The sequence below is a fragment of the Streptomyces sp. NPDC015125 genome (assembly GCF_043080045.1).
In the GTDB taxonomy this organism is placed as follows: domain Bacteria; phylum Actinomycetota; class Actinomycetes; order Streptomycetales; family Streptomycetaceae; genus Streptomyces.
Window position 1 is genome coordinate 185,577 of the sequence record NZ_JBIBVF010000006.1, and the last position, 22,023, is coordinate 207,599.

General features: G+C 70.3%; 22 protein-coding genes and 1 tRNA gene. 10 read left to right on the forward strand and 13 right to left on the reverse strand.

Annotated elements, in window-relative coordinates; genetic code table 11:
- Positions 1-31 precede the first annotated feature (31 nt).
- The 4 genes from ACF088_RS16780 to ACF088_RS16795 form a co-directional block, all read right to left on the reverse strand.
- On the reverse strand, positions 32-514 hold the full coding sequence (locus tag ACF088_RS16780; RefSeq protein WP_392376505.1) for a GNAT family N-acetyltransferase: 483 nt from the start codon (positions 512-514) through the stop codon (positions 32-34).
- A gap of 248 nt (positions 515-762) precedes the next feature.
- Positions 763-1,167, reverse strand: a complete 405-nt coding sequence (locus tag ACF088_RS16785; RefSeq protein ID WP_392376506.1) for a DUF4186 domain-containing protein — start codon at positions 1,165-1,167, stop codon at positions 763-765.
- A 199-nt stretch (positions 1,168-1,366) separates the two neighbouring features.
- Positions 1,367-1,975, reverse strand: a complete 609-nt coding sequence (locus ACF088_RS16790; RefSeq protein WP_392376507.1) for a hypothetical protein — start codon at positions 1,973-1,975, stop codon at positions 1,367-1,369.
- 248 nt (positions 1,976-2,223) lie between these two features.
- Positions 2,224-2,637 carry a hypothetical protein gene (locus ACF088_RS16795; protein ID WP_392376508.1) on the reverse strand — a complete coding sequence of 138 codons (414 nt, stop codon included), beginning with the start codon at positions 2,635-2,637 and terminating at the stop codon, positions 2,224-2,226.
- Between the two features lie 873 nt (positions 2,638-3,510).
- Between ACF088_RS16795 and ACF088_RS16800 the strand changes: the two genes are divergently transcribed.
- On the forward strand, positions 3,511-4,191 hold the full coding sequence (locus ACF088_RS16800; RefSeq protein WP_392376509.1) for a PepSY domain-containing protein: 681 nt from the start codon (positions 3,511-3,513) through the stop codon (positions 4,189-4,191).
- A 217-nt stretch (positions 4,192-4,408) separates the two neighbouring features.
- On the opposite strand, the gene ACF088_RS16805 is transcribed toward ACF088_RS16800, so the two are convergent.
- The 5 genes from ACF088_RS16805 to ACF088_RS16825 form a co-directional block, all read right to left on the reverse strand.
- A complete protein-coding gene (locus ACF088_RS16805) occupies positions 4,409-4,633 on the reverse strand; it encodes a cold-shock protein (RefSeq protein ID WP_392376510.1) in 225 nt (74 codons plus the stop codon).
- Between the two features lie 144 nt (positions 4,634-4,777).
- Positions 4,778-5,038: a hypothetical protein gene (locus ACF088_RS16810; protein ID WP_392376511.1), complete on the reverse strand. Its 261-nt coding sequence runs from the start codon at positions 5,036-5,038 to the stop codon at positions 4,778-4,780.
- Between the two features lie 129 nt (positions 5,039-5,167).
- Entirely contained in the window at positions 5,168-5,584 is a 417-nt protein-coding gene (locus tag ACF088_RS16815; protein WP_392376512.1) for a hypothetical protein, read from the reverse strand.
- Between the two features lie 434 nt (positions 5,585-6,018).
- Positions 6,019-6,105, reverse strand: a tRNA-Ser gene (locus ACF088_RS16820).
- A gap of 54 nt (positions 6,106-6,159) precedes the next feature.
- Complete coding sequence (locus tag ACF088_RS16825) at positions 6,160-7,671, reverse strand: S1C family serine protease (RefSeq protein ID WP_392376513.1); 1,512 nt, start codon at positions 7,669-7,671, stop codon at positions 6,160-6,162.
- Positions 7,672-8,298: 627 nt separating this feature from the next.
- Between ACF088_RS16825 and ACF088_RS16830 the strand changes: the two genes are divergently transcribed.
- The 3 genes from ACF088_RS16830 to ACF088_RS16840 all read left to right on the forward strand — a co-directional run bounded on the left by ACF088_RS16830 (position 8,299) and on the right by ACF088_RS16840 (position 11,039).
- The gene (locus ACF088_RS16830) at positions 8,299-9,144 is read left to right on the forward strand and encodes a glycerophosphodiester phosphodiesterase (RefSeq protein WP_392376514.1); all 846 of its coding nucleotides are present in this window, start codon (positions 8,299-8,301) and stop codon (positions 9,142-9,144) included.
- 53 nt (positions 9,145-9,197) lie between these two features.
- A complete protein-coding gene (locus tag ACF088_RS16835) occupies positions 9,198-9,881 on the forward strand; it encodes an ATP-binding protein (protein ID WP_392376515.1) in 684 nt (227 codons plus the stop codon).
- Positions 9,882-10,070: 189 nt separating this feature from the next.
- Complete coding sequence (locus ACF088_RS16840; protein WP_392376516.1) at positions 10,071-11,039, forward strand: DUF5926 family protein; 969 nt, start codon at positions 10,071-10,073, stop codon at positions 11,037-11,039.
- A 247-nt stretch (positions 11,040-11,286) separates the two neighbouring features.
- Here the strand turns inward: ACF088_RS16840 and ACF088_RS16845 are convergent, their stop codons facing one another.
- Positions 11,287-11,919, reverse strand: a complete 633-nt coding sequence (locus ACF088_RS16845; protein ID WP_392376517.1) for a hypothetical protein — start codon at positions 11,917-11,919, stop codon at positions 11,287-11,289.
- 361 nt (positions 11,920-12,280) lie between these two features.
- On the reverse strand, positions 12,281-12,991 hold the full coding sequence (locus tag ACF088_RS16850) for a bifunctional DNA primase/polymerase (RefSeq protein ID WP_392376518.1): 711 nt from the start codon (positions 12,989-12,991) through the stop codon (positions 12,281-12,283).
- Positions 12,992-13,699: 708 nt separating this feature from the next.
- Between ACF088_RS16850 and ACF088_RS16855 the strand changes: the two genes are divergently transcribed.
- Together ACF088_RS16855 and ACF088_RS16860 are read left to right on the forward strand one after the other, a co-directional pair.
- Positions 13,700-15,358: a PP2C family protein-serine/threonine phosphatase gene (locus ACF088_RS16855; protein ID WP_392376519.1), complete on the forward strand. Its 1,659-nt coding sequence runs from the start codon at positions 13,700-13,702 to the stop codon at positions 15,356-15,358.
- Between the two features lie 323 nt (positions 15,359-15,681).
- Positions 15,682-17,142: an aminopeptidase P family protein gene (locus ACF088_RS16860; RefSeq protein ID WP_392376520.1), complete on the forward strand. Its 1,461-nt coding sequence runs from the start codon at positions 15,682-15,684 to the stop codon at positions 17,140-17,142.
- 100 nt (positions 17,143-17,242) lie between these two features.
- On the opposite strand, the gene ACF088_RS16865 is transcribed toward ACF088_RS16860, so the two are convergent.
- On the reverse strand, positions 17,243-17,890 hold the full coding sequence (locus ACF088_RS16865) for a TetR/AcrR family transcriptional regulator C-terminal ligand-binding domain-containing protein (RefSeq protein ID WP_392376521.1): 648 nt from the start codon (positions 17,888-17,890) through the stop codon (positions 17,243-17,245).
- Positions 17,891-18,245: 355 nt separating this feature from the next.
- Positions 18,246-18,743 (reverse strand): ATP-binding protein, encoded by a 498-nt coding sequence (locus tag ACF088_RS16870; RefSeq protein WP_328385627.1) that lies wholly within the window; start codon positions 18,741-18,743, stop codon positions 18,246-18,248.
- Between the two features lie 246 nt (positions 18,744-18,989).
- On the opposite strand from ACF088_RS16870, the gene ACF088_RS16875 reads away from it, so the two are divergent.
- The 4 genes from ACF088_RS16875 (at position 18,990) to ACF088_RS16890 (ending at position 21,957) form a co-directional block, all read left to right on the forward strand.
- The gene (locus tag ACF088_RS16875; RefSeq protein ID WP_392376522.1) at positions 18,990-19,877 is read left to right on the forward strand and encodes a hypothetical protein; all 888 of its coding nucleotides are present in this window, start codon (positions 18,990-18,992) and stop codon (positions 19,875-19,877) included.
- Between the two features lie 137 nt (positions 19,878-20,014).
- Positions 20,015-20,776, forward strand: coding sequence for a YcnI family protein (locus tag ACF088_RS16880; RefSeq protein ID WP_392376637.1), 762 nt, complete (start codon positions 20,015-20,017; stop codon positions 20,774-20,776).
- Positions 20,777-20,866: 90 nt separating this feature from the next.
- A complete protein-coding gene (locus ACF088_RS16885; protein WP_392376523.1) occupies positions 20,867-21,511 on the forward strand; it encodes an SCO family protein in 645 nt (214 codons plus the stop codon).
- Positions 21,508-21,957, forward strand: coding sequence for a copper chaperone PCu(A)C (locus tag ACF088_RS16890; RefSeq protein ID WP_392376524.1), 450 nt, complete (start codon positions 21,508-21,510; stop codon positions 21,955-21,957). Before ACF088_RS16885 ends, ACF088_RS16890 begins: the two co-directional genes overlap by 4 nt.
- Positions 21,958-22,023: the final 66 nt, after the last annotated feature.

Here is a 22,023-nt window from a genome sequence, read left to right on the forward strand (position 1 = left end):
ATCCCGACCCCGCCCCCGGGCCCCATCCCGGCTAATCAACCACCACAAATTCGAGCTCCGGCCTATCCCACCTCACCACCGGCGGGTTCGCCGGCACCGTTCCGACCGGCCTGGCGCCCACACTGCGGTAAAAGCCCTCGGCAGGCGGATGCGAAACCACCCGCACCTTGTCGATCCCGGCGCTTCGCGCCTCACCCCGCATGTGCTCCACCAGCCGGCGCCCGATGCCGCGCCCCTGCGCCTGGTCCGACACGAACATCAAGTCCAGCTCGGCCGGCTCCACCATCAGCGCATAGAACCCCAACACCCGCTCGCCACCACCGCCCTCAGCGCCCTCAGCGCCCTCACCGGGCAACTCTTCCACGGCGACAAAGACCCGATGCGCCACGATGTAATCCGGCCCCACCCGATACCCCTCGACCATCGAGGAATAGGGCCCCTCATAAGCCCGAGATCTTCGCACCAGCCGAGTGAGCCGCCCCGCATCCCGCTCCTCGGCCCGCCGGATCAACACATTTCCCCGCCGGGCGCCGCCTGCTACCCCCGTCCGCCACGCACCCACAGTGACCTCTGCCCCCTTCCCGCATCTCGACTGGAATACCATTCCATTTCCCACTGCCACTCTACCGCACAAGGCAAACGGCAAACTCTGTTACCGCACTCTCCAGAATTCCCCTGCAGCGAATGAATAAGCCAGGAATTTCCGCCATTCCCGCTCAGGAATCACCTTCAGGAATCACCTTAAGGAATCGCCTTCAGGAATCACCGCCCCGAGGGGTCCGCGCCCGAAGAACCAGGCCTCGCCACCTCACGTTCGATCCAGCGGCAGATCACGCCCACCACATACGCACGCTCCGCACGGCTCAGCTCCCGCCCCTTGGGGATCTGGTGCCAGCGCTGGAGGCAGCTACGGCAGCACGTCGCGGTCGCATGTTGCGCGACGAATACCGGGTGGCCGCGGTAGGGGGTCTGCTTGCCGTCCTTGTAGGGCTCGGCCGGTGCCAGCCGCTTGGCAATGAGGTCGTAGGCATGCCACCGCATCGTGGACGGGCCGCTCAACTCGGCCGTGGCCCGCTCACGGCCGCGCAGCTGAAATTTCGCGCGAAACGGATGCCGCGCAAGGGCGTCCAGTCGTTGGTCAAGCGAGCCGGGCAACGGATCAGACATCGTTCACCGAAAGGTTCCCAGGAAAGACGGCACTCCCCTCGATCCTACGACCGAGGTCGCGCGAATTAACACATCCGGAGAAGCAGCGCCAGGAGCAGCCCCAGGAACAACGCCCCCGACGCACGAGGCGACAACCGGTGCCACTCGTGACCGCACCCTTAAATCGGGCGACGGTACACCCACCGAGTAGATCTACGACTCACGAATGAGCCTGAAGAGCAGCCCTGACCTTCTCCCTGATCCCTCGTTCCCCTACGACAAGGGAGACAGAACCTTCAGCGCTCGCCGGCTTGATCACATCAAGCGACCCCCGATATTTCGAGGCCTTGGAGAGGTCAGGGGAAAAGAACTTCACGACCATCGCATCCTTTCCGCAGGAAAGAGCTGCCCAAGTGCCACCCGACCCCGTAGCCGAAGATTCCGAGTAGGGCCCATAGGGGAGACGTTCATCCCCCTGACTGCCGTCCTTCGACCGTGCGTCGATCAGGTGAAGGGAAAGATTCCTCTGGTCGCCCTCACGAGTCGTCGCCAGACCGCATTTCCGCCCCGCGACGTACACGATGATCCGGTCGGGCCCGTTGCGAACTTCCCCGATCACCCTCCGCTTCTCCGGTCCGGTCGAGCCGTCCTGCTCGGAGAGCGGGTCGTCCGGCAGATCGACCGCTGGAAGCCGAAACAGACTCGAAGCCTCGGCGGCAGAGGACGTGCGGCGAGCAGAAGGATTACTTTCGCCCTCCCCTGAAGTGCATGCGACACAGGCAAACAACACGGCAGAGCCGATAACCGTATGTCGGGTCAGACGCCTCATCGGCGAACCCCCATCGCGCTAGACGTCATCTCACCTTTCCCACCGCTCCGGCCCCGGGCCTCACCGCTACTGTTCCCCGCCCACGCCGCCCAGACAACACCCCGGCCCGGTGCGCGACGGGGCTGCTGCTCAACGTCTCCGGCCGGACCAAGGCCAGGCAAGGCCAGGACGATGGGACCCGGCCTCATCACGGAGACCGGGATGTACCGGCCCGGTGGCCGCACCGTCGACGAGCTCCCCCCGGTTCGTCAGCCCCGTGGTCCGCGCTGCTGCAGGTAGAACTGGGCGGTTCCCTCCACTCCCATGTACGGGAGGTGCATGATCCTCCCGTCCTCCTTGTCGATGACGGCGCATCCCACCGCGGGCGGCGGCTGCGAGGGGTTGGCGGCAGGCGGGAACTGGTCCGGCAGGATGATGTACCCGTGGCTGAATTCCCGGGCGATCAGCTGCCCTGCACTGCCGTCCGGCCGACGCCAGCCGTAGTGGGGGCGAGCCATTTCCACGGCCTCCTCCGGAGTCCTGGGGCCCACGGGTGCGGGGGTGTTCATATTGCTCTTCAACGCTCCCAGTGCCTTGTTCAGGTGCGCACTCTGCGTGCCGAAAGTCGGCGCAACACTTTTCATGTCCTCCGGGTGCACGGAGAACTGGCCGTTCTCGGCCACCAGGCCAATCCCTTCTTCCGGACGGATGCCAAACGGCCAACCTAAGGCACGTTCCTTTGCGCTCCTTGCGCTCCTTGCGCTCCTTGCGCTCCTTGCGCTCCTTGCGCTCCTTGGTCAACCCGTGACTCCTGATGGTGGTAAATCGACGAGTCCAGCCGACGTGCCGGCCGGAGCCGACCCAGGCCACGCCCGCCTTGGCGCACGAGGTCGCCCTGTACAGGAGCGACGGACGGCCCAAGGCCCCGACGGCGAGCCGCACCACGCTCTCGGACACACGGTGAGAAACGAACGTACTTTTGAAGCTATCCGGATGCTCCGTTGACCATCTCCGGCTGATCTTTTGAAGGTCCTGCGGGGGCGGCACCGATGCATCGAGCGGGTCTTCTGCCACACCCGTGCCGGCCGGAACGGCCACACCCGGCCGAAGGCGGTCAGCCGCGGATCAACGAGGCTGAGGAATGAAGGCGGCGCTGACCGGGAGGTCCCTGTTCAGAGGCCGTTTCTCTGCGGAGGCTGTGGGATGTGAACCCCCGGTGACCTTGCCGCCACGACAGTCCGCAAGAGCGTTCCGGCTACCGGCACGACCAGCGCGCCGACCCGCGACCATCGACCTGGCGATGGCCAACTTGGCGCCGCTGGCGTGCACATGGTCCACAAGGGGGCCAGGGGACGGAGGGACCCCTGGAGAGGGATACCGACACTGTCCGGCGGGGGGGGCGACCTCATCGCCCGTTCCGGAGCCAGAACCTGAAGAGCGCTTCAGAACTTCAGGCTGTGTTCAGGTTCGGGTCGGCACTGTGGTGAATGTCGGAAGGGCGCGACAGGGCCCGCCGACAGGAACGAAACCGCAACACGATCCGGAGGAACGTCCCCATGAAGGCCACCGCCAAGCGCACGCTCGCCCCCCGCGCCGTCGTCCTCGCCACGGCCGCCGCCGTCGCACTGATCGGCGGCACGGGTGCCGCGACCGCCTTCGCGGACGACGACGGCCCGGCCCCTCACTCCTCGGTCCAGCTCTCGCAGAACGAGCGCCACCTGGACGACACCGCCAAGGACCGCGCGCAGGTCAAGGCCGACAAGATCAGCCAGTCCGAGGCCACCGCCAAGGCTCTCAAGGCCGTCCCCGGCACCGCGACCGCCGCCGAAATCGACAACGCGGACCGCGACGGCTCCCTCATCTGGGAGGTCGACGTCCTCGGCAAGGACCACAAGAGCCACGACGTCACCATCGACGCCGGCAACGGCAAGATCCTGAACAAGCACACCGACCGCGACGACGACGCCGCCCAGGACGCCGCCGAGACCCAGGCCCTGGTCAAGGCCGACAAGATCGGCCACGACAAGGCCACCGACAAGGCATTGAAGGCCGTCCCCGGCACCGTCGTCTCCTACAGCCTCGACGACAACGACCGCAACGGCTCCGCCGTCTGGGAGGTCGACGTCCTCGGCAAGGACCACAAGAGCCACGACGTCACCATCGACGCGGCGAGCGGCAAGGTCCTGGGCCAGCACGTCGACCAGGACGACAACGACGACCATGGCGACGACGACTGATCAGGCTTCAGGCTTCAGGCATCAGGCTTCTGGCATCAGGCATCAGGCATCAGGCATCAGCCGCCTGCCTGAAGCCTCCCCCAGAGCCCGAAGGAACCGCGCCCGCCACTTCCCGGCGGACGCGGTCCCGTCGTGCATGCGGCGGTGCAGCGCGTGAGGGCAGAGCGGACTGCCGGGAACCGTGGGCGTGCACGGTCGTTGTTGTCAGGTGCAGATGTCAGGCAGGCCGAGGCACGATGGCCAGCGCGCGGTAGTCGTACCCATCCTGTGTGAAGCCGGGGGCTTCCCATGCGAGGTCGACTTGCTGTCCGGGCGACAGGGTGCGGAAGCCGGCCATCCGGATGTCGGAGAAGTGCCCAAAGCAGCCGCCGGGTGTCTCAGGGGAGTCGAGCACGCCCCAGCCTTCCTCGTCACGCCACTCGCGGACAGTCGCAGTCACCATGGGCGAAACCCTAGGGGCGCTATCGGCGCCGGTGCGTACTCCGCCCACCGCGGCCGTCCGGTGTTCCCCGTGGTTTCCCGTGGTTTCGCGTGGTTTCCCGGTAGTTCGGGCACGGCAAGGCACGGTGACCACTGAATCCGTCGATCAATCACCAGCGACGGCGGAGATCTGGTAATCAAGGCCTGAATCAGGCGGGCCGCATTGCAGGATCTCTTCCACTGCGGTCCAGACGTCGAGAGGTACGTCGTAGCAGTAGGTCATCCACGGATCGTCGGAATCAGGGGTGATCACCTCGCGCAGCTCGATGATTTGCTCCCGGCTGACGGCTCGCTGCGTACGCAAGAACTCGTCCCGCTTGCTGAAACCGTCCAAGGACCAAACAACGTGCGGCTCTTCCCTGTCCATGGTCTCAGCGTACGAGTCCAGCCAGTACCTCCTGCGACAGACCACAGCGGCATGGTCGCAGTGCTCGCAGCCGCTCCAAAGGGGGCTCGTAGGGCGGCTGTTGGCCTGTCACGCCCACCGCAGATGATCTCACCCCCGGGCGTTGAGGGTCATGAACGACCGCCGCTCGATGAAGCGGTGGAAGGCCGGCTGCACCTCACCATCCACGAGCTCGGCGCCACACATGTACAGCTCGGGTCGGTCGGACAACAGCTCGAAGTCCCGCATGGCGTCCTCGAAGCGGCACAGCACCCCTGGCTCGGCGGCCGAGTCGATGACGAGGACATGGGTATGCAGGGCCAGGGGCGTCTGCCGGGCCCATTGCACAACTGCATCATCCGAGACGCCGTCCAGCGTCAGCGAGCAGTGCGGCAGACCGCGCCAGTCGATCCCGCCGCCTGTCCACGGGAGCGCGCTGAGATACGCATCGAACTGAGCCGACACGAGCACGGACTGCGGTGCCGCACCATGCTCCTGGAGCCAGGGCCCGAGCTGGTCTATGCGCATGCCCAAGAGGCTAGGTCAGCCGACTCACACCCCACCTTGCCTTCCGGTGCTGGACCTCAACGGATGCGAGATCCCATAGCGGGCTGGGGTGCGCTGGCGTCCACTTGCGGGCCGAGATCCAGCGCGACCTGTGCGTCGCCCGGCTCGCCGGCAGCGGCCACGCGGTGGATCGCCACGTTCGTCGGGCCGAAGGCCGTCCACATGTGGTGGGCGTCCATGCCGAGCCGGGAAGCGGCGGTTCCAGCACCTGGGGAACTCCTGAGCCGTCCCTCGGTCTTCCGCTCGGGCCGCGGCCATCGCCCTGGTGAGGAACAGCGTCCCGTGGAGGGACAGGTACGCCGGTGTCGCCCCCAGCCGTCGGCCACGGGCACACGACTCGTGGGACACGCAACGGCCCCCGACCGGGAAATTCCAGGTCAGGGGCCGTCTACCTGCGGAGGCTGTGGGATTTGAACCCACGGTGACGTTGCCGCCACGACAGTTTTCAAGACTGTTCCCTTAGGCCGCTCGGGCAAGCCTCCCCGCGGCACCGCAGCGCGCGGGGCGCGTGGGTGTCGCGGGATCAGACTAGCGCGTCACTTGTCGCCTGTGCGCTGGCCCAGGGTGACCTGGGTGGTGCGCTCCTTGCCGCCGCGCTTGTACGTCAGGGTGACCTGGTCGCCGGGCTTGTGCTGCCAGATCTCGCTGATGAGGGTGGGGCCGCTGTCGACCACCGTGTCGTCGAGCTTGGTGATGGTGTCGCCGGGCTTCAGGCCGGCCTTGTCGGCGGGGCCGTTCGGGGTGACGGCATCGGAGCCGTTGTTGCCGGTCCGGGCGATGGTCGCGCCGTTGCCGGTGTCCCGCATGCCGACCTGGACGCCGATCTGGGGGTAGACCGGCTTACCGGTCTTGATCAGGTCCTGCGCCACCCGTCGCGCCTGGTCGATGGGGATGGCGAAGCCCAGGCCGATGCTGCCGGACTGCTGGGACTCGCCGCCCAGTCCGCCGCCGTTGCCGGCCGACTGGATGGCGGAGTTGATGCCGATGACGTTGCCGGCGGCGTCCATCAGCGGGCCGCCGGAGTTACCGGGGTTTATCGAGGCGTCCGTCTGCAGGGCGCTCATGTACGAGGCGCTGGTGCCGCCGCCGTCGCTGGAGGCCACCGGGCGGTCCTTGGCGCTGATGATGCCGGTGGTGACCGTGCCGGACAGGCCGAAGGGCGCGCCGATGGCGATCGTGGCGTCGCCGACCTGCACGTGGGAGGACTTGCCGAGCGGGAGCGGGTTGAGCGGGGCGCCGGAGGTGTTCTTCAGCTTGATCACGGCGACGTCGTAGCCCTGGGCACGGCCGACGACCTCGGCGTCGTACTTCTTGCCGTTGGAGAACGTCGCGGTGAGCTTGCCGCCGTCGGCCGCGCTGGCGACGACGTGGTTGTTGGTGAGGATGTGGCCCTGCTTGTCGTAGATGAAGCCGGTGCCCGTGCCGCCGTCGCCGGTGGCACCCTGCGCCTCGATCGTCACGACGCTGGGCAGCGCCTTCTGCGCTATCCCGGAGACGGAAGTGGGCTTGCGGTTCAGTGCCCCGGGGTCGCCGGACGCGGAGACCGTCGTCGAGTCGCTGTCGCTCTGGCCGGCGGCCCAGAAGCCGATGCCGCCGCCGACACCGCCGGCGACCAGCGCGGCCACCAGGACGGCCGCGATCAGGCCGCCGTTGCGCCGCTTGGGGGCGGGGCTGGCGGTCGTGCCCCAGGGGTCGCCGCCGCCACCGTAGGGCGGCTGCTGGCCCCAGCCGCCGGCACCGGCTCCGGGGCCGGCCGCCGAGTAGGTGGGGAACTGGCTGGTCCGGTCGGCCGCCGGGTCGTCGCCGGGGTGGCCGTAGCCGGGCTGCGGGAGCCGTCCGTCGCTGTACGGCGGCATCCGGCCCGGTTCGTCGTAGCCGGCGCCGGCGGCCGAGGTGACGGTCGGTGCGAAGTCCGGCGGCGGGGGTGCCACGGGCGGGACGCCGGGAGTCCGGGCGCCGGAGGCGGACGCGGAGGCGCTGTCCGGCTGCGGCCCGGTCGGCGGCTTGGCCTCCGACGGGACGGCGGCTCCCTCGTTCTCGGTGCTCACAGCTCTCTCCTCAGCTTCACGACTGTCGGCGCCCACGGCCTGGCAGGAGGGTGTCCTGTCCGCCCTGTGCCTCAGCCAACGCTGAGGGTCCGGGGCGGGCCGTTTCTTCCGGGGCTTGCGGTTCGGCCGGACCCTGGGGGGTGCGTCCGGGTGGTGCGGTACGGCGGGCCGTGCGGTCCGCCGGGTGGTGCGGTTCGTGCGGTGGGAGGCCCGCGGGCCTCCCGGTCGTCTCTTGCGGTCCGGCGGGCCCGGCGGGCCCTCCGGTCGTGCGGCTCCCCCTTGCCGGTCGGGGGACCCGATACTCCAGCATCAAGGATCCGGGCAGTACGGGCGAGTCCCGGTCCGCAGATCGGAGTCCGCGGATCAGGTCCGCGGGCCATGATCTGCAGGCCCGGCCCGCACATCCCGGCTGTCGCGAGTCCCGGCCCGCAGGTCCGGTCGGCGCTACGGCCGGACGGTAGGGGCGAATCTCCCTTCCAGCCTTTCCCACCGCGCGTCAGAGCGCCGTAAGCCAAGGCTGTGACTGTCACCTCATCCTTTATGCCGGACAAAACCGGCGCATCCCCGGTTCCGCACCTCGGGGTACGCGCCCGGCGGCCCGGCGACGGTGGATGGCACGATAACGCGGTGACCTATGCACGCCCCGCCCAGGACGGCCGTCCGGGCCGTCCCGCCATTTCCGTCGTCGCCCACCGCGGTGCCTCCGAGGACGCCCCGGAGCACACCCTCGCCGCCTATCGCAGAGCGATCGAGGACGGCGCGGACGCCCTGGAGTGCGATGTCCGGCTCACCGCGGACGGCCACCTCGTGTGCGTCCACGACCGGCGGGTGAACCGCACCTCGAACGGGCGCGGCTCGGTCTCCGCCCTCGAACTCGCCGACCTGGCCACGCTCGACTTCGGCTCCTGGAAGGACGACGGGTCCGCGAACGAGGCACCGGACCGGCAGCACGAGGACCCCGAGCGGACCTCCGTACTGACGCTGGAGCGGCTGCTGGAGCTGGTCGCCGACGCCGACCGCCGGGTCGAGCTGGCCATCGAGACCAAACACCCCACCCGCTGGGCCGGGCAGGTGGAGGAGCGGCTGGTCGAGCTGCTCGCCCGCTTCGGGCACACCGAACCGGCCACCCGCACCGACGGGACCTCTCCGGTCCGGGTGATGAGCTTCTCGGCGCGCTCGCTGCACCGCGTCCGGGCCGCGGCGCCCGGCATTCCCGGCGTCTACCTGATGCAATTCCTCACTCCGCGGCACCGCGACGGCCGGCTCCCGCCCGGCGTCGGCATCGCCGGCCCCGGGATGCGGATCCTCCGCGCGCACCCCGAGTACGTCGCCAGGGCGCACCGGGCCGGCCACCGGGTGCACGTCTGGACCGTCAACGACACCGAAGATGTCGAGCTGTGCCGGGAGTTGGGCGTGGATGCGGTCATTACGAATCGCCCCAAACAGGTGCGTATACAACTCGGCCTTGGCTAAAGCTCCTCACAGGGTGTGCACCGGCGCATTCGGGCCGTATTCGGTTATGTCCAGTGCGTCACTGTGTGCGGCTTGGCCGGTTTCCGGTCCAGTCCATTGGGGCATTCATCCCGTGGCGTGGGGCAAAGGAGGTCTCGGGGGTGGCGTTGGTGGTGGCACAAGAGGTGCCGACGTCGTCGATCATGGCCGTACCCCATGGTCCAGTGGGTGTGGGCATGGCCAGGCGACGCATGCGTGAAGAGCTGTTGGCAAGTGGTGTTCAGGACAGCGTCGTCGATGACGCGGTGCTCGTCCTGTCGGAGCTGTTGAGCAATTCGTGTCGCCATGCGCGTCCGATATACGAAAACGGATCACCGGGTTCCGTAATGCCCGACGCAAAGGACACCCCCTCGGCATCCGTGCGGGCATCCTGGCGTATCGATGCGCAGGGCCGGCTGACCGTTGCGGTCACGGACGGCGGCGGTCCGACCCGCCCCCTTCCGGCCACTCCGTCGGTCACCGCACGCGGCGGCCGCGGGCTGGCGATCATCCGGTCGCTCGCCAAGGACTGGGGTGTCCGCGACACGGTCACCGGCGAAGTCACGGTCTGGGCGGCCCTCTCCCTTCAAGGCGCGTTCGCTACGCGCGTGGACCTGTTGCCCGATCTGCCGCCCTCGCTCACCACGGGCGCGGGCGCGGGCGTGAGCAACGGGCGGCCGCTGGGGCCGGCCTTCCCGGAATTCGACGACCTGACGTAGCGGCAGGCGGGGCACGCCGATGCCCGGCGGCTACGGGGCGCGTCCGGCCGGGACACGGCACCGGGACATACGCGGCGGCCGGGCATGACACGGCCCGGTACGCAACCGAGCGCGACCGCGTAAGCGATCCTCTAGGCTCGCGCAGATACGCGTCCGTACGCCCAGGATCGACCAGGAGACACCGTCGCCATGGCCAAGAAGCGCCGTCCCCAGCCCCAGGCCGCAGCACCGCAGACCAAGGACGGGGAGGTGCCGGTCGTCGGCGCTCGTGAGCCCTGCCCGTGCGGCTCCGGCCGCCGGTACAAGGCCTGTCACGGGCGACAGGCGGCGCATGCCGCCACCGAGCTCGTGCAGCGCCCCTTCGAGGGCCTGCCCGGTGAGTGCGACTGGGTGGCCCTGCGCGAGCTGGTGCCCGCCGCCACCGCCGAGTTGACGCTGAAGGGCGGGCTGCCCGAGGGCGTCCCGTCCGTGACGCTGGCGACCGTGCTGCCGATGGCGTGGCCCGCGCTGCGCCGCGACAACGGCGCGGTGCTGCTCGGCCTGCAGAACGACACCGCCTCCGGCGACCTCAGCCGCGACCTCGCGGACACCCTGCAGCGCGCGCTGGCCACGGAACCCGGCCACCCGGTCGCCGCGGAGCGGCACTCCGCCGACGGTCCGCGGCTGCAGGATCTGCTCGACCCGGACGCGGCTTTTGAGCCGACCGTCCACACCGGCTTCGAGTTCTGGGTGGAGAACGCCGAGAACGCCACCGGCGAGGTCGCCGCCTCTCTGGAGCGGGCCAACGCGGCGGCCGTCCCGACCGCCCGGATTCCCGGCCTGGAGGGCGCGTACTGGTGCGAGGCCCCGGAGAAGAACCATCTGCGCTGGGTCACCGCGCACCCCGAGGAGCAGCTGCTGGACGCGCTCGCCCGGCTGCACGCGGCGGACGCCGCCTCGCTCGGTGAAGGCACCCGTCTGGTGGGCTCGTTCCGCGCCCACGGCCTGGTCGTCCCGGTCTGGGACCTGCCCTCGGAGATGGGCGCCGACGAGGTCGCCAAGCCGGCCGCGGCATTCGCCGAGCGGCTGGCCGAGGCCCTGGCGACGGACACCCCGCTGACCCCCGAGGAGCGCCGGGCGCGCGGCGGGCTCACCAACCGTCAGGTCACCCTGAGCTGATCGTGGCGTCCTCGACCGTGGTCCGGACACACCGGGGGACCCCAGGCGTGACACCCGTCACAACTCCCCGTACCTGCCGGTAAATAGGCGTCCGGAATTCCACGATCGAATTTGCGAACCGCCGATCTCTTGTTACGGTTCTAGAAGCCCGGTCGCTGGTGCATCCCCCGTCGCCAGCGACCGGGCGCTTCCATGTCCGGAACCAGGCATTCCGCTTGGCTCGGCCGGCCCTCGGCGGCCCGCACTCTCAGTGCTCCGAACCGCTGCCCGCCACGGACGAGTTGCTGCCGGACCGCAGCAGCAGCCGCTTCCCCGCCGCGTCGGCGATCTCCGCCACGGCCGCATACGGCGGCCGGCTCCGGTGCACGGTCGGGGCGGCAGGCGTCTCGCACACGCCCGGCGCACCACCCGCCGCCACCTCGCAGTTCACCTGGACGGTCCTGCCGTCCGGCCGCAGCAGCGTCAGTACGGCGCGGAGCCGGCCGCCGGTGCGGTTGCGGTAGTACGTACGCCCCCAGGTGACACCGTCCTCGGCGAGCACGCAGGTCTGGGCCGTGACCCCCTGGGGAGCGGCGAGTTCGGGGCCGCAGCGAGAGGTGCGGCCGGAGAGGTGCGGCAGGCCGGGGCGGTCGGAGGAGCCGGCCTGCCTCCTGGAACCGACGGCGGCAGTGAGGGGAGCCTTGCCCGACTTGGCGGCGTTATCGCCCCTGTTTCCCTTTTCTTCCGAGGAGCTATTTTCGGCCTTGGCTGCCTCCCCGGATCCCGCTCCCGGAGGCGAGGTGCCGGCCGGGCCGGCCATCGCGGCGCCCAGTGGCACGGCGATGGCGAGCAGCGCCGTGCCGGCGAGCCCGATCATGCGGATTTTCTGCGCACGCTGCATGGGCCCCACCTGCACTTGAGATGCCGCTGACGACGGCTTGACGGTGGGCCGAACCTATCGGCCGACGGGGGTGCGCCCGGACACCCGGACGCCCGTTTCCCCGAGAGACCGGGGGAGGTCGCACCCGTACGGGTGATCCGCTGCGGGTCGTTCCTTCCGTCCGTCCCTCATCCGTCCACGCGGGCCCGCACACGCCCGTCCGTGCCTCATCCGTCCACGCGGCCCCGCATGCGCCCGCCCGTCCCTCATCCGTCCACGCGGCCCGGCATACGCCCGCCCGTCCCTCACTCGCCCCCGACAGGTACCCGCACAGCACAAGGGCGCCCGAGTACGCATCGGGCGCCCGGAGCATCGGCGAGCGTCAGTACGCGAGCCGGCTGCCGCCGTCCGGGGAGCCGGTGCTCGCCGTGACCAGCGCGTCCACGATCGTGGCCACCTTCGGCAGCCAGGGCGCGGCCGGGGTGACGGCCGGCGGCCGCTCCCAGCGGACCCGGCCGGCGCCGATCTGGGAGGGCGGGAGCACCACATAGCCGCCCTCGCCGTGGAACCGCAGCGAGCTGGGCACCCAGTCCTGGGAGTGCAGCAGTTCACCCAACTCCGGCAGGCCGTACGGCGATACGAGCAGCGACCAGCGGGTGGGCGTCGCCACCACGGGGCCGAGGCGCACGCCGAAGTGGTCCAGCGCCGCCAGGGCACGGGCCCCGGCGACCGCGGGCAGGCTCACCGCGCAGGGCGCGCCGCCGCCGGTGGCCAGCACGACCGGGGCATCGGGGCGGTTCGTCCACCACCAACGCACCATCCGGGCATCGGTGGTGGCCGCGAGCAGACCTGGGTCGAAGGGGTGCGCGCCGGGCACCACGCAGTCGGGGTCCGGACAGCTGCAGCGACGCGTGATCCGCTCGCCGAGGCCGAGCAGGGCACCGGCCGGCTGCCGGCCGGCGGACCGGAGTCCCACACCGGGAAGTACGGGCCACTGCCACTCGGTGGCGTAGTGGAGCGCCGCACCGAGCTGCACCGGCTTTCCGCCGCGCCGGAACAGGAGCTTGCGTCGCCTTCCGAGGATCTCGCGCATGAGCGCTCGTTCCTTTCCGTTAACGCCGAGGGCTTTGTCCATCGCACTGCATGGCACTACATGGCACTACATGCCGGGTTCACCATCGTTTCGCGCCGTGCCGCTTCATGCCGTTGTGGGGCGTGTCCTGCGGCCCGGCCGGGGAAGCCCGGGGTCGATCGGCATCGATCACGCCACGTGGTCACTGGTCACCGCGTGCACAAGGCAGCGCATCACGTCGTACGCCGAGCGTGAAGCATGGCGAGGGGTGGCGCGCGATGGCGCTTGCGCTTCCGTGGTGCAGTCCCCGCCTCTTGGGAGTGCGTCGCGGTCGTCGGCTTGTTAGACGCCGGTGCCCGCCGGAGAGTTCCGGTGCGGCGCCAACTGACCCCGCACCTTTCCGAGTACGTACCCGCCACTGTGGTGATGACGCGCTGCTGATCGCCGTCAGTCGACCTCAAATTGACGTTCGGGGGGCTTTTTTCAGGCCAATCTACAGACCTCGTTGACACCACAAACCCCATGGGGACAATGCTGGACATCGCATCGCTGCTCCGTGTACATGTGGAGGCATTAATAGCGGAGCAGCATGACATGGGGGTTTGCGATGCTATTGAGGAAATTGAGCGGCCAACCTTACCGCACAACATCACTCAACAAAATGCCGCACTCCCTACCAAAGAGCGGCCTGACCTGCAGTAATGTCTGGTACGACGATAGCCGTCGGCCATGACCGCCCCTCACGTGCCGAAAGTGGCTGGAATCGAACCAGCCCTTCCCGCCCCCGCGCACACTGTCGACCCGCACGGGCCGAAAGTCCCCTCGGGATCCTCTGTCGGCGCCCCGTCCGACGCCTCGCCGGACGGGTCGTCAGACGGCTTGTCCGACACCTCTGCGGGCGCCTCCCCGGGCGCCCCACCCGATGCCGCGCCCGACATCTCCGTCGTCGACCAACTCGCGGCGGTCCAGGACCGGCTGGCCGGCTGGATCTCCGACCTCAGCACCCTGCACGACCTGACCGAACAGCTCGCGCGCACCCGTACGCTGGAGGACGCCCTCCACGAGCTGCTGCGCGCCGGCGCCTCCCTGGTCGGGGCGCGCCGCGGTCTGGTCGTCCTCGCACCGTCCGACGGGCTCGGCCCGGAGACCACCGTCGGCCTCGGCCTCGGCCACGCCGAGATCGGTCATATCGAGACCATCCCGCGCCGCGCCCTGTCGTACGCGCGGATACTGGACGGCCTCCCGGAGCGGGCCACCGGCGACGACACCCGGACCGGCCCGCTCGACGACACCCGCCACCCGACGCGCGGCGAGAGCCGTGCGGCCGGCCCCTGCAACGACGTCTCGGCAGGCCCCTGCACCGAGATCGCCGAACCCGACATCCCCGGTGAGAAGGACCTCGACCCCCGCCTGCGCGAGGTCGCCGCCCGTCTCGGATACGCCGCGAGTTATGCGGTCCCGCTCTGCGCCGAACCCTTCGGCAGGACCGGCGCCGCGGTCTGGCTCTACGACGAACCGGCCGAGCCCACCGCACGGCAGCGCCACCTCGTCGGCCTCTACCGCGCGCACGCCGCCGAGCACCTCGCCCGCCTCCTCGAACTCCACCGCAGCCGGCGGGCCACCGAGACCCTCCGCGAGGAGCTGTTGCCCCACCGGCTGCCACGGATCCCCGGCGTACGCCTCGCGGTGCGGCACGGCAGCGGGCCGCGCGGCGGCGGCGACTGGTACGACGCGCTGCCGCTGCCCGACGGCGCCCTGGGCCTGGCCGTCGGTTCGGTGACCGGCTCCGGGCCGAGTGCGGTGGCGGCCATGGGGCGGCTGCGGGCGTCCCTGCGCGCCTACGCCGTCATGGAGGGCGAGGATCCGGTCGCGGTCCTCTCGGACCTCGAACTGCTGCTCCGGCTGACCGAGCCGGCCCGGAGCGCCACCGCGCTGTTCGCCTTCACCGAGCCGCCGCCCGGCGCGCCGGGCGGGCCGCCGGTGCCGCCGGGCGGCATCGCCGACCCCTTCGCCCGCAAGCTGCTGCTGGCCGGGGCCGGCCACTGCCCGCCACTGATCCTCGGCGATCTGCGGACCGAGTTCGTGGAGACCTCGCTGTCCGCGCCGCTGGGCATGCTGGCCTGCTGGGAAGCGCCGAGCGTGGAGATCGAACCGGCCGGCGGCGAGACCCTGCTGCTCTACAGCGACGGGCTGCTGCACCGCACCGGCGAGACCATGGACCGCGCCTTCACCCGGTTGCACGCGGCCGCCGCGGGCGTTCCCAGGGCGAGCCGCCATGATCCGGAAGCGGTCGTCGATCACATCGTCCGCGCGATGCTGCCGCAGGGTCTGGACGATCCGTCGTCGGAGGAGGACGTGGTGCTGCTCGCGGCGTACTTCGAGGAGTGAGGAGTAGGGCCGGGCAAGGACCGGGCCGTGGCCGCACCGCACCGGGCACTCCACCGGGCACCGCACCGGGCAGGGAACGCTGCGCACGGCGGGCACGGAGCCGCACGCCGGGGCGTACGGCGAATCGTGCGCCGAAACGTACGCCGGATACACCGGATATCGGACACCTGGCGCCGGTCCTCGGAGTCGTACGCCGCCCGTCCTCCCCGTGGGTGCCCCGTGTCCGATAGCCGCGGTGCCGGCAAGGTCACGCCTTTCTGCCCCTGGACCGCTTTCGATCCGCACATACGATGGAAGGCGGTTCAGTCTTAAAAGGAGGCATTGTGACCGACGAGCTCACGCCGGAGACCCCGGACGAGGACGAGCAGCCGATCAAGCAGCGCAAGAACGGCCTTTACCCGGGTGTCTCGGATGAGCTCGCGGAGAACATGAAGGGGGGCTGGGCCGACACCGAGCTGCGTGATCTGCAGCCGGTCGAGCAGGCCCCGAACGCCGCCCGGCGCCGCGCCGCGCTGTCCGCGCGCTTCCCCGGTGAGCGGCTGGTGATCCCGGCGGGCAACCTGAAGACCCGCTCCAACGACACCGAGTACGACTTCCGTGCCTCGACGGAGTACGTCTACCTCACCGGCGACCAGACCGACGACAGCGTCCTGGTCCTGGAGCCGACGAAGGACGGCCACGAGGCGACGATCCACCGGCTGCCCCGCTCCGACCGCGAGAACGGCGAGTTCTGGCTCGACGGCATGGGCGAGCTGTGGGTCGGCCGGCGCCACAGCCTCGGCGAGGCCGAGGCGATGCTCGGCGTCCCGTGCAAGGACGTACGCGAGCTGGCCGGCGCGCTGAAGGAGGCCACCGGCCCGGTCCGCGTGGTGCGCGGCCATGACGCCGGTATCGAGACCGCGCTGACCGACAAGGTCACCGCCGAGCGCGACGAAGAGCTCCGCGTCTTCCTCTCCGAGGCGCGCGCGGTCAAGGACGCATTCGAGATCGGTGAGCTGCAGAAGGCCGTCGACTCGACGGTGCGCGGCTTCGAGGACGTCGTCAAGGTCCTGGACAAGGCCGAGGCGACCAGCGAGCGCTACATCGAGGGCACGTTCTTCCTGCGCGCCCGCGTCGAGGGCAATGACGTCGGCTACGGCTCGATCTGCGCCGCGGGACCGCACGCCACCACCCTGCACTGGGTCCGCAACAACGGCGAGGTGCGCTCCGGCGATCTGCTGCTGCTGGACGCGGGTGTGGAGACCACCAGCCTCTACACCGCGGACGTCACCCGCACCCTGCCGGTCAACGGCCGCTACACCGACCTCCAGCGCAAGATCTACGACGCGGTGTACGAGGCGCAGGAGGCGGGCATCGCGGCGGTCAAGCCGGGCGCGGCCTACCGCGACTTCCACGACGCGGCGCAGCGGGTGCTCACCGAGAAGCTGGTGGCCTGGGGTCTGGTCGAGGGCCCGGTCGAGCGGGTGCTGGAGCTGGGGCTGCAGCGCCGCTGGACCCTGCACGGCACCGGCCACATGCTCGGCCTGGACGTCCACGACTGCGCCGCGGCCCGCACCGAGAACTACGTCAACGGCACGCTGGAGCCGGGCATGGTGCTGACCGTGGAGCCCGGTCTGTACTTCCAGGCGGACGATCTGACGGTGCCCCAGGAGTACCGCGGCATCGGCGTCCGGATCGAGGACGACCTCCTCGTGACGGACGACGGCAACCGGAACCTGTCGGCCGCGCTGCCGCGGCGGTCGGACGAGGTCGAGGCCTGGATGGCGGCGCTGCTCGGCAAGTAGCCGCACGGCACGGAGCGGTGCTGCACGGGGCGGTGCCGCACGGGCGGGTGCCCTGTGCGCAGCGCCCGTTGCACCGTTCGTTCTCCGTCTCCCGGTGGCGTCAGCTGCCGGGAGACGGGTCGTTTGCGGGGCCGTCGTCCTTGCGCCCGTACGCACCGGCCCGGGCGGCCGCCCAGACGGCGGTGGCGGCGGATGCGGCGAGGTCCCGGTCGACGGGGCGACGGGCGATCAGAATCCGGTAGTAGAAGGGTGCGCCGAGCGCCGACATCACCTTCTCCGGGTCGGTGTCCGCGGGAAGTTCGCCGCGCTCGACGGCCCGCTCCACCATCCGCCCGGCCAGCGCCAGCCGTTCGCCGAAGAAGGTCCGCAGCACCGCCGCCGCCTCGGGGTCCCGGGCCGCGGCGGAGACCACCGCCTCGATCAGCCGGCGCATCCGCGCCTCCCCGTAGAAGGCGGCTATCGAGCCGGCCAGCGCCTGCAGGTCCCCGGGCAGGGTGCCGGAGTCCGGCAGCGGCACATCCGAACTCAGGTCGGTCAGCAGGTCGCACACCAGGCCCTCGGCACAGCGCCAGCGGCGGTAGAGCGTCGCCACATGAATTCCCGACCGCTGCGCGACCCTCTCCATGGTCAGGTCGGCGAAGCCGCCGGCGCCCAACTCCTCGAACACGGCGGTCAATACGGCTTGGCGGGTGCGGGCGGTACGACCGCCGGGCCTGGTCTCGCCCGGGGCATGGTGCGCTGTCGTCACGACGGCTCCGTATTGCAGTGCGGGTTCACGCCAAGTATTGTCCGGGAAAGGTTAACGCGAGCAACTTCGTGTTAGCCATGGTGCGCGCTGGTCTCGTAGGGACAGGGGACGCCGCGGGGGAGGTTCTCTCACCGCGAGACCGCGCTGCCCACCTCGCACAAAGGGCGAATTCCAGCCAGTTTTACGACTGCTGATGTCAGCCCGGATTGACACCTCATACGTGGACATCCCGCACGCGGCCGCCGCCCTGGGCACCCCCGAGGTACCGAGCCCGAGCCCGGGCCGCTGACTCACTCCCCCGCCGACGGGCGGATCCCGTCCACCCGCCGAGCCCCCTCGGCCTCCTGGACTCGTCCTACGACGCCATCGGCAGCGCCGCCCCCTCGCGCCATTTGAGGATCTTGTCGAAGCTGACGACCGCGCCGGGGCGGCCCGTGCGGTTGCGGTAGCGGACGTGGTCGGTGAGGGCCTCGATCAAAAAGAGCCCCCGGCCGTCCTCGGCAAAGGCGGGAGCCTGTGCGGGGGTGGGCACGGGGGCCGGCGGGAGGGCCCGGTCCGCGGCGGTATGGGGTGGGGCGGGGGGTGCGGGACAGTGGCGGAACCCGGGGCCCGAGTCGGTCACTTCGATGCGGCAGGTGTCGCCGTCGATGAAGGCCGTGACGCGGTAGTCCTCGGTGGCGGCGTCACCGCCGTGCTCGACGGCGTTCGCGCAGGCCTCGGAGAGGGCCACCGCAAGGTCGTAACAGATGTCCGGGTCGACGCCCGCTGTCTCCATCGTGCCCAGCAGCAGACGACGGGCCAGCGGCACGCTCGCAGCCTCACGCCGCAAATGGAGTGACCACCAGATGCTCATCGCTCCAGCCTCCTGGCCGCGGCTCGACATATCGATACCTATTGCCGCGCCGCATGGTCCGTAAGCATGTCCGGGACGTGATACCGCCCATTCGGCGGATGCGAAGAGCGAGCGCATCGGTGTAGGCGGAGCGCCTGCTATGCGCTGCCGCGCGCCCCGCCGGGCTCCCTGGACACCGGGCGGGGCGCCTCCTCGGCGCGCCCTGCCGTAGGTGGCAGGTCGGGCCAGTGGGATGATGGCGCGGCCATGACTCCACCGCCCGCCTCCACAGCGCGCGCAGCCGCCGATCTTCGGCTGTTGAGGGCCGCGGTCTTCACCGCGGTCTGTGTTGTGTTGTCCGCGGGCGGGCACATCGCCGCCTCGTGCGCCACCGTCCCGTTGTGGACGCTGGGCGTGGCGGCGGCCGTGGTCTTCGCGGTCGCGGCACCACTGGCCGGGCGGGAGCGCTCGCTGCCGGGGATCGCCGCCGCTCTGGCCGTGGGACAGCTCGCCTTGCATGCGCTGTTCGCCTGGGGCCAGCGTCCGATGCCCGCCATGGTGCGGGGCGGAGGAGGCGGAACCAGAGGAAGCGGCTTCGGTACCGGCAGGCTGTCCGACCGGGCGGCCGAGGCCCTTGCCCGGCATCTGACCTGCGGGCTCGACAGCGGCCGGGTGGACGGCGCGCAGGCGCGCCGGATCCTCGGTTCGGGTGGCTTCGATACGGCCTCCGCAGCCGGGATGGCCCCTCCGGCAGGGGTCGGCCCGGCCGGTGGCACGGCCGGCGGCGCGACCGCCGCCGACCCCGCGATGACGCATGGTCTGCTGCCGTCGCTGCCCATGCTGCTGGGGCATCTGCTGGCCGCGCTCGCGGTCGGCTGGCTGCTGCGGCGGGGCGAGGCGGCCCTGTGGCGGCTCGTCCGGCTGTCGGCTCCGGCGGCGTACGAGATCGCGGTGCAGGCACTGGTCGGCGTGGTGCGCGGGGCACTCGCCCTCGCTCGCGCCCTGCTCACGGGCCTGGGAACGGCGCACGATGAAGCGCTGCGCGCCCCCGTTTCGTACGGGGATGACAAACCCGGCCCGAAGAACGTCGCACTCCACCACAGTGTCATCAGGCGAGGACCCCCCGCCCCGGCCCCCCTCGCCCTCGCGGCCTGACGACGCGAAGCACGCTCCCACAGGACGGGTACGGGCTTATGCGCCGTCGTCGCACGCGCGCCACCTGCACCGTCACCCGTACCTCTCTCCTTCCTGTGGAGTGTTTCCCGATGTCGAAGAACTCGAAGATGGCGAAGATGTCGCAGCAGCAGTCGGACACGTCGCACACGCGCCGGCTCGCACGGCGGCTGCCGCTGGTGGGCGCCGCCGCGGCCGGCAGCGTGCTGCTGCTCGCCGGCCCGGCCTTTGCGCACGTCAGCGTGCAGCCGTCGGGTACGGCCGCCAAGGGCGGCTATGCGACCGTCAACTTCAAGGTGCCCAATGAGAAGGACGATGCCTCGACGGTGAAGCTCGAGGTGACGCTGCCCACCGACCACCCGCTGGCGTCCGTGATGCCGCAGCCGGTGCCCGGCTGGAAGATCTCGGTCACCAAGGCCAAGCTCCCCAAGCCGATCGAGATGGAGGGCGAGAAGATCACCGAAGCGCCCTCGAAGATCACCTGGACCGCCGACGGCAAGGGTGTGGAGCCCGGCCAGTTCCAGCAGTTCCCGCTCTCCGTCGGCCAGCTGCCCAAGGACACCGACCAGGTCGTCTTCAAGGCCCTCCAGACGTACGACAACAAGGAAGTCGTGCGCTGGATCGAGCCGACGAAGGAGGGCGCCCCGGAGCCGGAGAACCCGGCCCCGGTCCTCAAGCTCAGCGCGGCCGAGGAGGACGGCCACGGCGCCGCCGGCGCGGACGAGAAGAGCGGCACCACGACCGGCATGAAGGCCACGGCTGCCACCGCGGACGCGTCCGGCAGTGACACCACGGCCCGCGTCCTGGGCGCCGTCGGCATCGTCGTCGGCATCATCGGAGTCGGCTTCGGTGTGTTCGCCGGCCGGCGCCGCAGCGCCTGACCACCGGCGGGGGCCGGCGCCCGAACCGTGCCGGCCCGCCCACCCCCTTCCCGGACAAACCGGATTTCCCAGACACAGGATTTATCTGCAATGCACAGAAGGACCCTGCTCGCGTCCGCCCTGGCTGCGGCCGCGGCTTTCAGCCTGACCGCCTGCAACGGCGATGACAGCAAGCCCGCCGCCGAGGTTTCCGGGGGCACCGCGGCCAAGCCGATCGTCACGCTCGACAGCCCCATGGAGAAGCCGGACCTCGTCCTGACCGACACCGGCGGCAAGAAGTACGACCTGCTGGAGAAGACCAAGGGCCACCCGACGCTGATCTACTTCGGTTACACCAACTGCCCGGACGTCTGCCCGCTGACGATGGCCAACATCGCGGTCGCGGTGAAGCAGCTGCCGCCGGCCGAACGCAAGGACCTGCGGGTCGTCTTCGTCACCTCCGACCCGGAGCGGGACACCCCGGCCGCGCTCAAGAAGTGGCTCGGCGGTATCGACAAGGACTTCACCGGTCTGACCGGCACGTTCGACACCATCCAGGCCGGTGCGCGCAGCGTGAACATCGGGATCGAGAAGCCGGTCAAGAAGAAGAACGGCGATGTCGTCTCCACCCATGGTGCGCAGGTGCTGCTGAGCTCCCCCAAGGACGACAAGATCCACTGGATGGGCATGCAGGAGGCGACCTCCGACAACTACACCAAGGCACTTCCGAAGATCGTCAAGGGGCAGAACCCGTGAACCGCCGCACCACCCTCGCCGCCGCCCTCGCCCTCACCGCCTCTCTCGCCCTGGCGGGCTGCGGCGGCGCGGACGGCGCACCGCAGCTCAAGGTCGCCGCCCCGTACATGCCGCAGCCGGTCGACCAGAACATGGCCGGCGCGTACTTCACCGTCAAGAACAGCGGCGGCACCGCGGACAAGCTCACCTCGGTCACCAGCGACCTGTCCAAGGACATCACGCTCCACAAGACGGTCGGCACCAAGATGGAGCAGGTCAACTCGCTGGCGATACCGGCGGGCGGCGAGCTCCGGCTCAGCCGTGGCGGCAACCACCTGATGTTCATGGGGCTGAAGAAGAAGCCGGCCGAGGGCGACAAGGTGACCATCGAGCTGCACTTCGCCACCGCCGAGCCGATCAAGGTGACCGTTCCGGTCAAGGCCCTCACCTACGCACCGAAGAAGTAGCCGGAGACCGAAGCCGGGCACCCAAGCCGGGCACCGAAGCCGGGCACCGAAAGAAGCAGCAGGAGA

What these genes read in the sequence shown, in the direction of transcription:
- ACF088_RS16785 (WP_392376506.1), bottom strand. Translation starts at nt 1,167, where the DNA reads ATGTCTGATCCGTTGCCCGGCTCGCTTGACCAACGACTGGACGCCCTT.
- ACF088_RS16790 (WP_392376507.1), bottom strand. Translation starts at nt 1,975, where the DNA reads ATGAGGCGTCTGACCCGACATACGGTTATCGGCTCTGCCGTGTTGTTT.
- ACF088_RS16800 (WP_392376509.1), top strand. Translation starts at nt 3,511, where the DNA reads ATGAAGGCCACCGCCAAGCGCACGCTCGCCCCCCGCGCCGTCGTCCTC.
- ACF088_RS16805 (WP_392376510.1), bottom strand. Translation starts at nt 4,633, where the DNA reads ATGGTGACTGCGACTGTCCGCGAGTGGCGTGACGAGGAAGGCTGGGGC.
- ACF088_RS16810 (WP_392376511.1), bottom strand. Translation starts at nt 5,038, where the DNA reads ATGGACAGGGAAGAGCCGCACGTTGTTTGGTCCTTGGACGGTTTCAGC.
- ACF088_RS16815 (WP_392376512.1), bottom strand. Translation starts at nt 5,584, where the DNA reads ATGCGCATAGACCAGCTCGGGCCCTGGCTCCAGGAGCATGGTGCGGCA.
- ACF088_RS16840 (WP_392376516.1), top strand. Translation starts at nt 10,071, where the DNA reads ATGGCCAAGAAGCGCCGTCCCCAGCCCCAGGCCGCAGCACCGCAGACC.
- ACF088_RS16845 (WP_392376517.1), bottom strand. Translation starts at nt 11,919, where the DNA reads ATGCAGCGTGCGCAGAAAATCCGCATGATCGGGCTCGCCGGCACGGCG.
- ACF088_RS16850 (WP_392376518.1), bottom strand. Translation starts at nt 12,991, where the DNA reads ATGCGCGAGATCCTCGGAAGGCGACGCAAGCTCCTGTTCCGGCGCGGC.
- ACF088_RS16855 (WP_392376519.1), top strand. Translation starts at nt 13,700, where the DNA reads ATGACCGCCCCTCACGTGCCGAAAGTGGCTGGAATCGAACCAGCCCTT.
- ACF088_RS16870 (WP_328385627.1), bottom strand. Translation starts at nt 18,743, where the DNA reads ATGAGCATCTGGTGGTCACTCCATTTGCGGCGTGAGGCTGCGAGCGTG.
- ACF088_RS16875 (WP_392376522.1), top strand. Translation starts at nt 18,990, where the DNA reads ATGACTCCACCGCCCGCCTCCACAGCGCGCGCAGCCGCCGATCTTCGG.
- ACF088_RS16880 (WP_392376637.1), top strand. Translation starts at nt 20,015, where the DNA reads ATGTCGCAGCAGCAGTCGGACACGTCGCACACGCGCCGGCTCGCACGG.
- ACF088_RS16885 (WP_392376523.1), top strand. Translation starts at nt 20,867, where the DNA reads ATGCACAGAAGGACCCTGCTCGCGTCCGCCCTGGCTGCGGCCGCGGCT.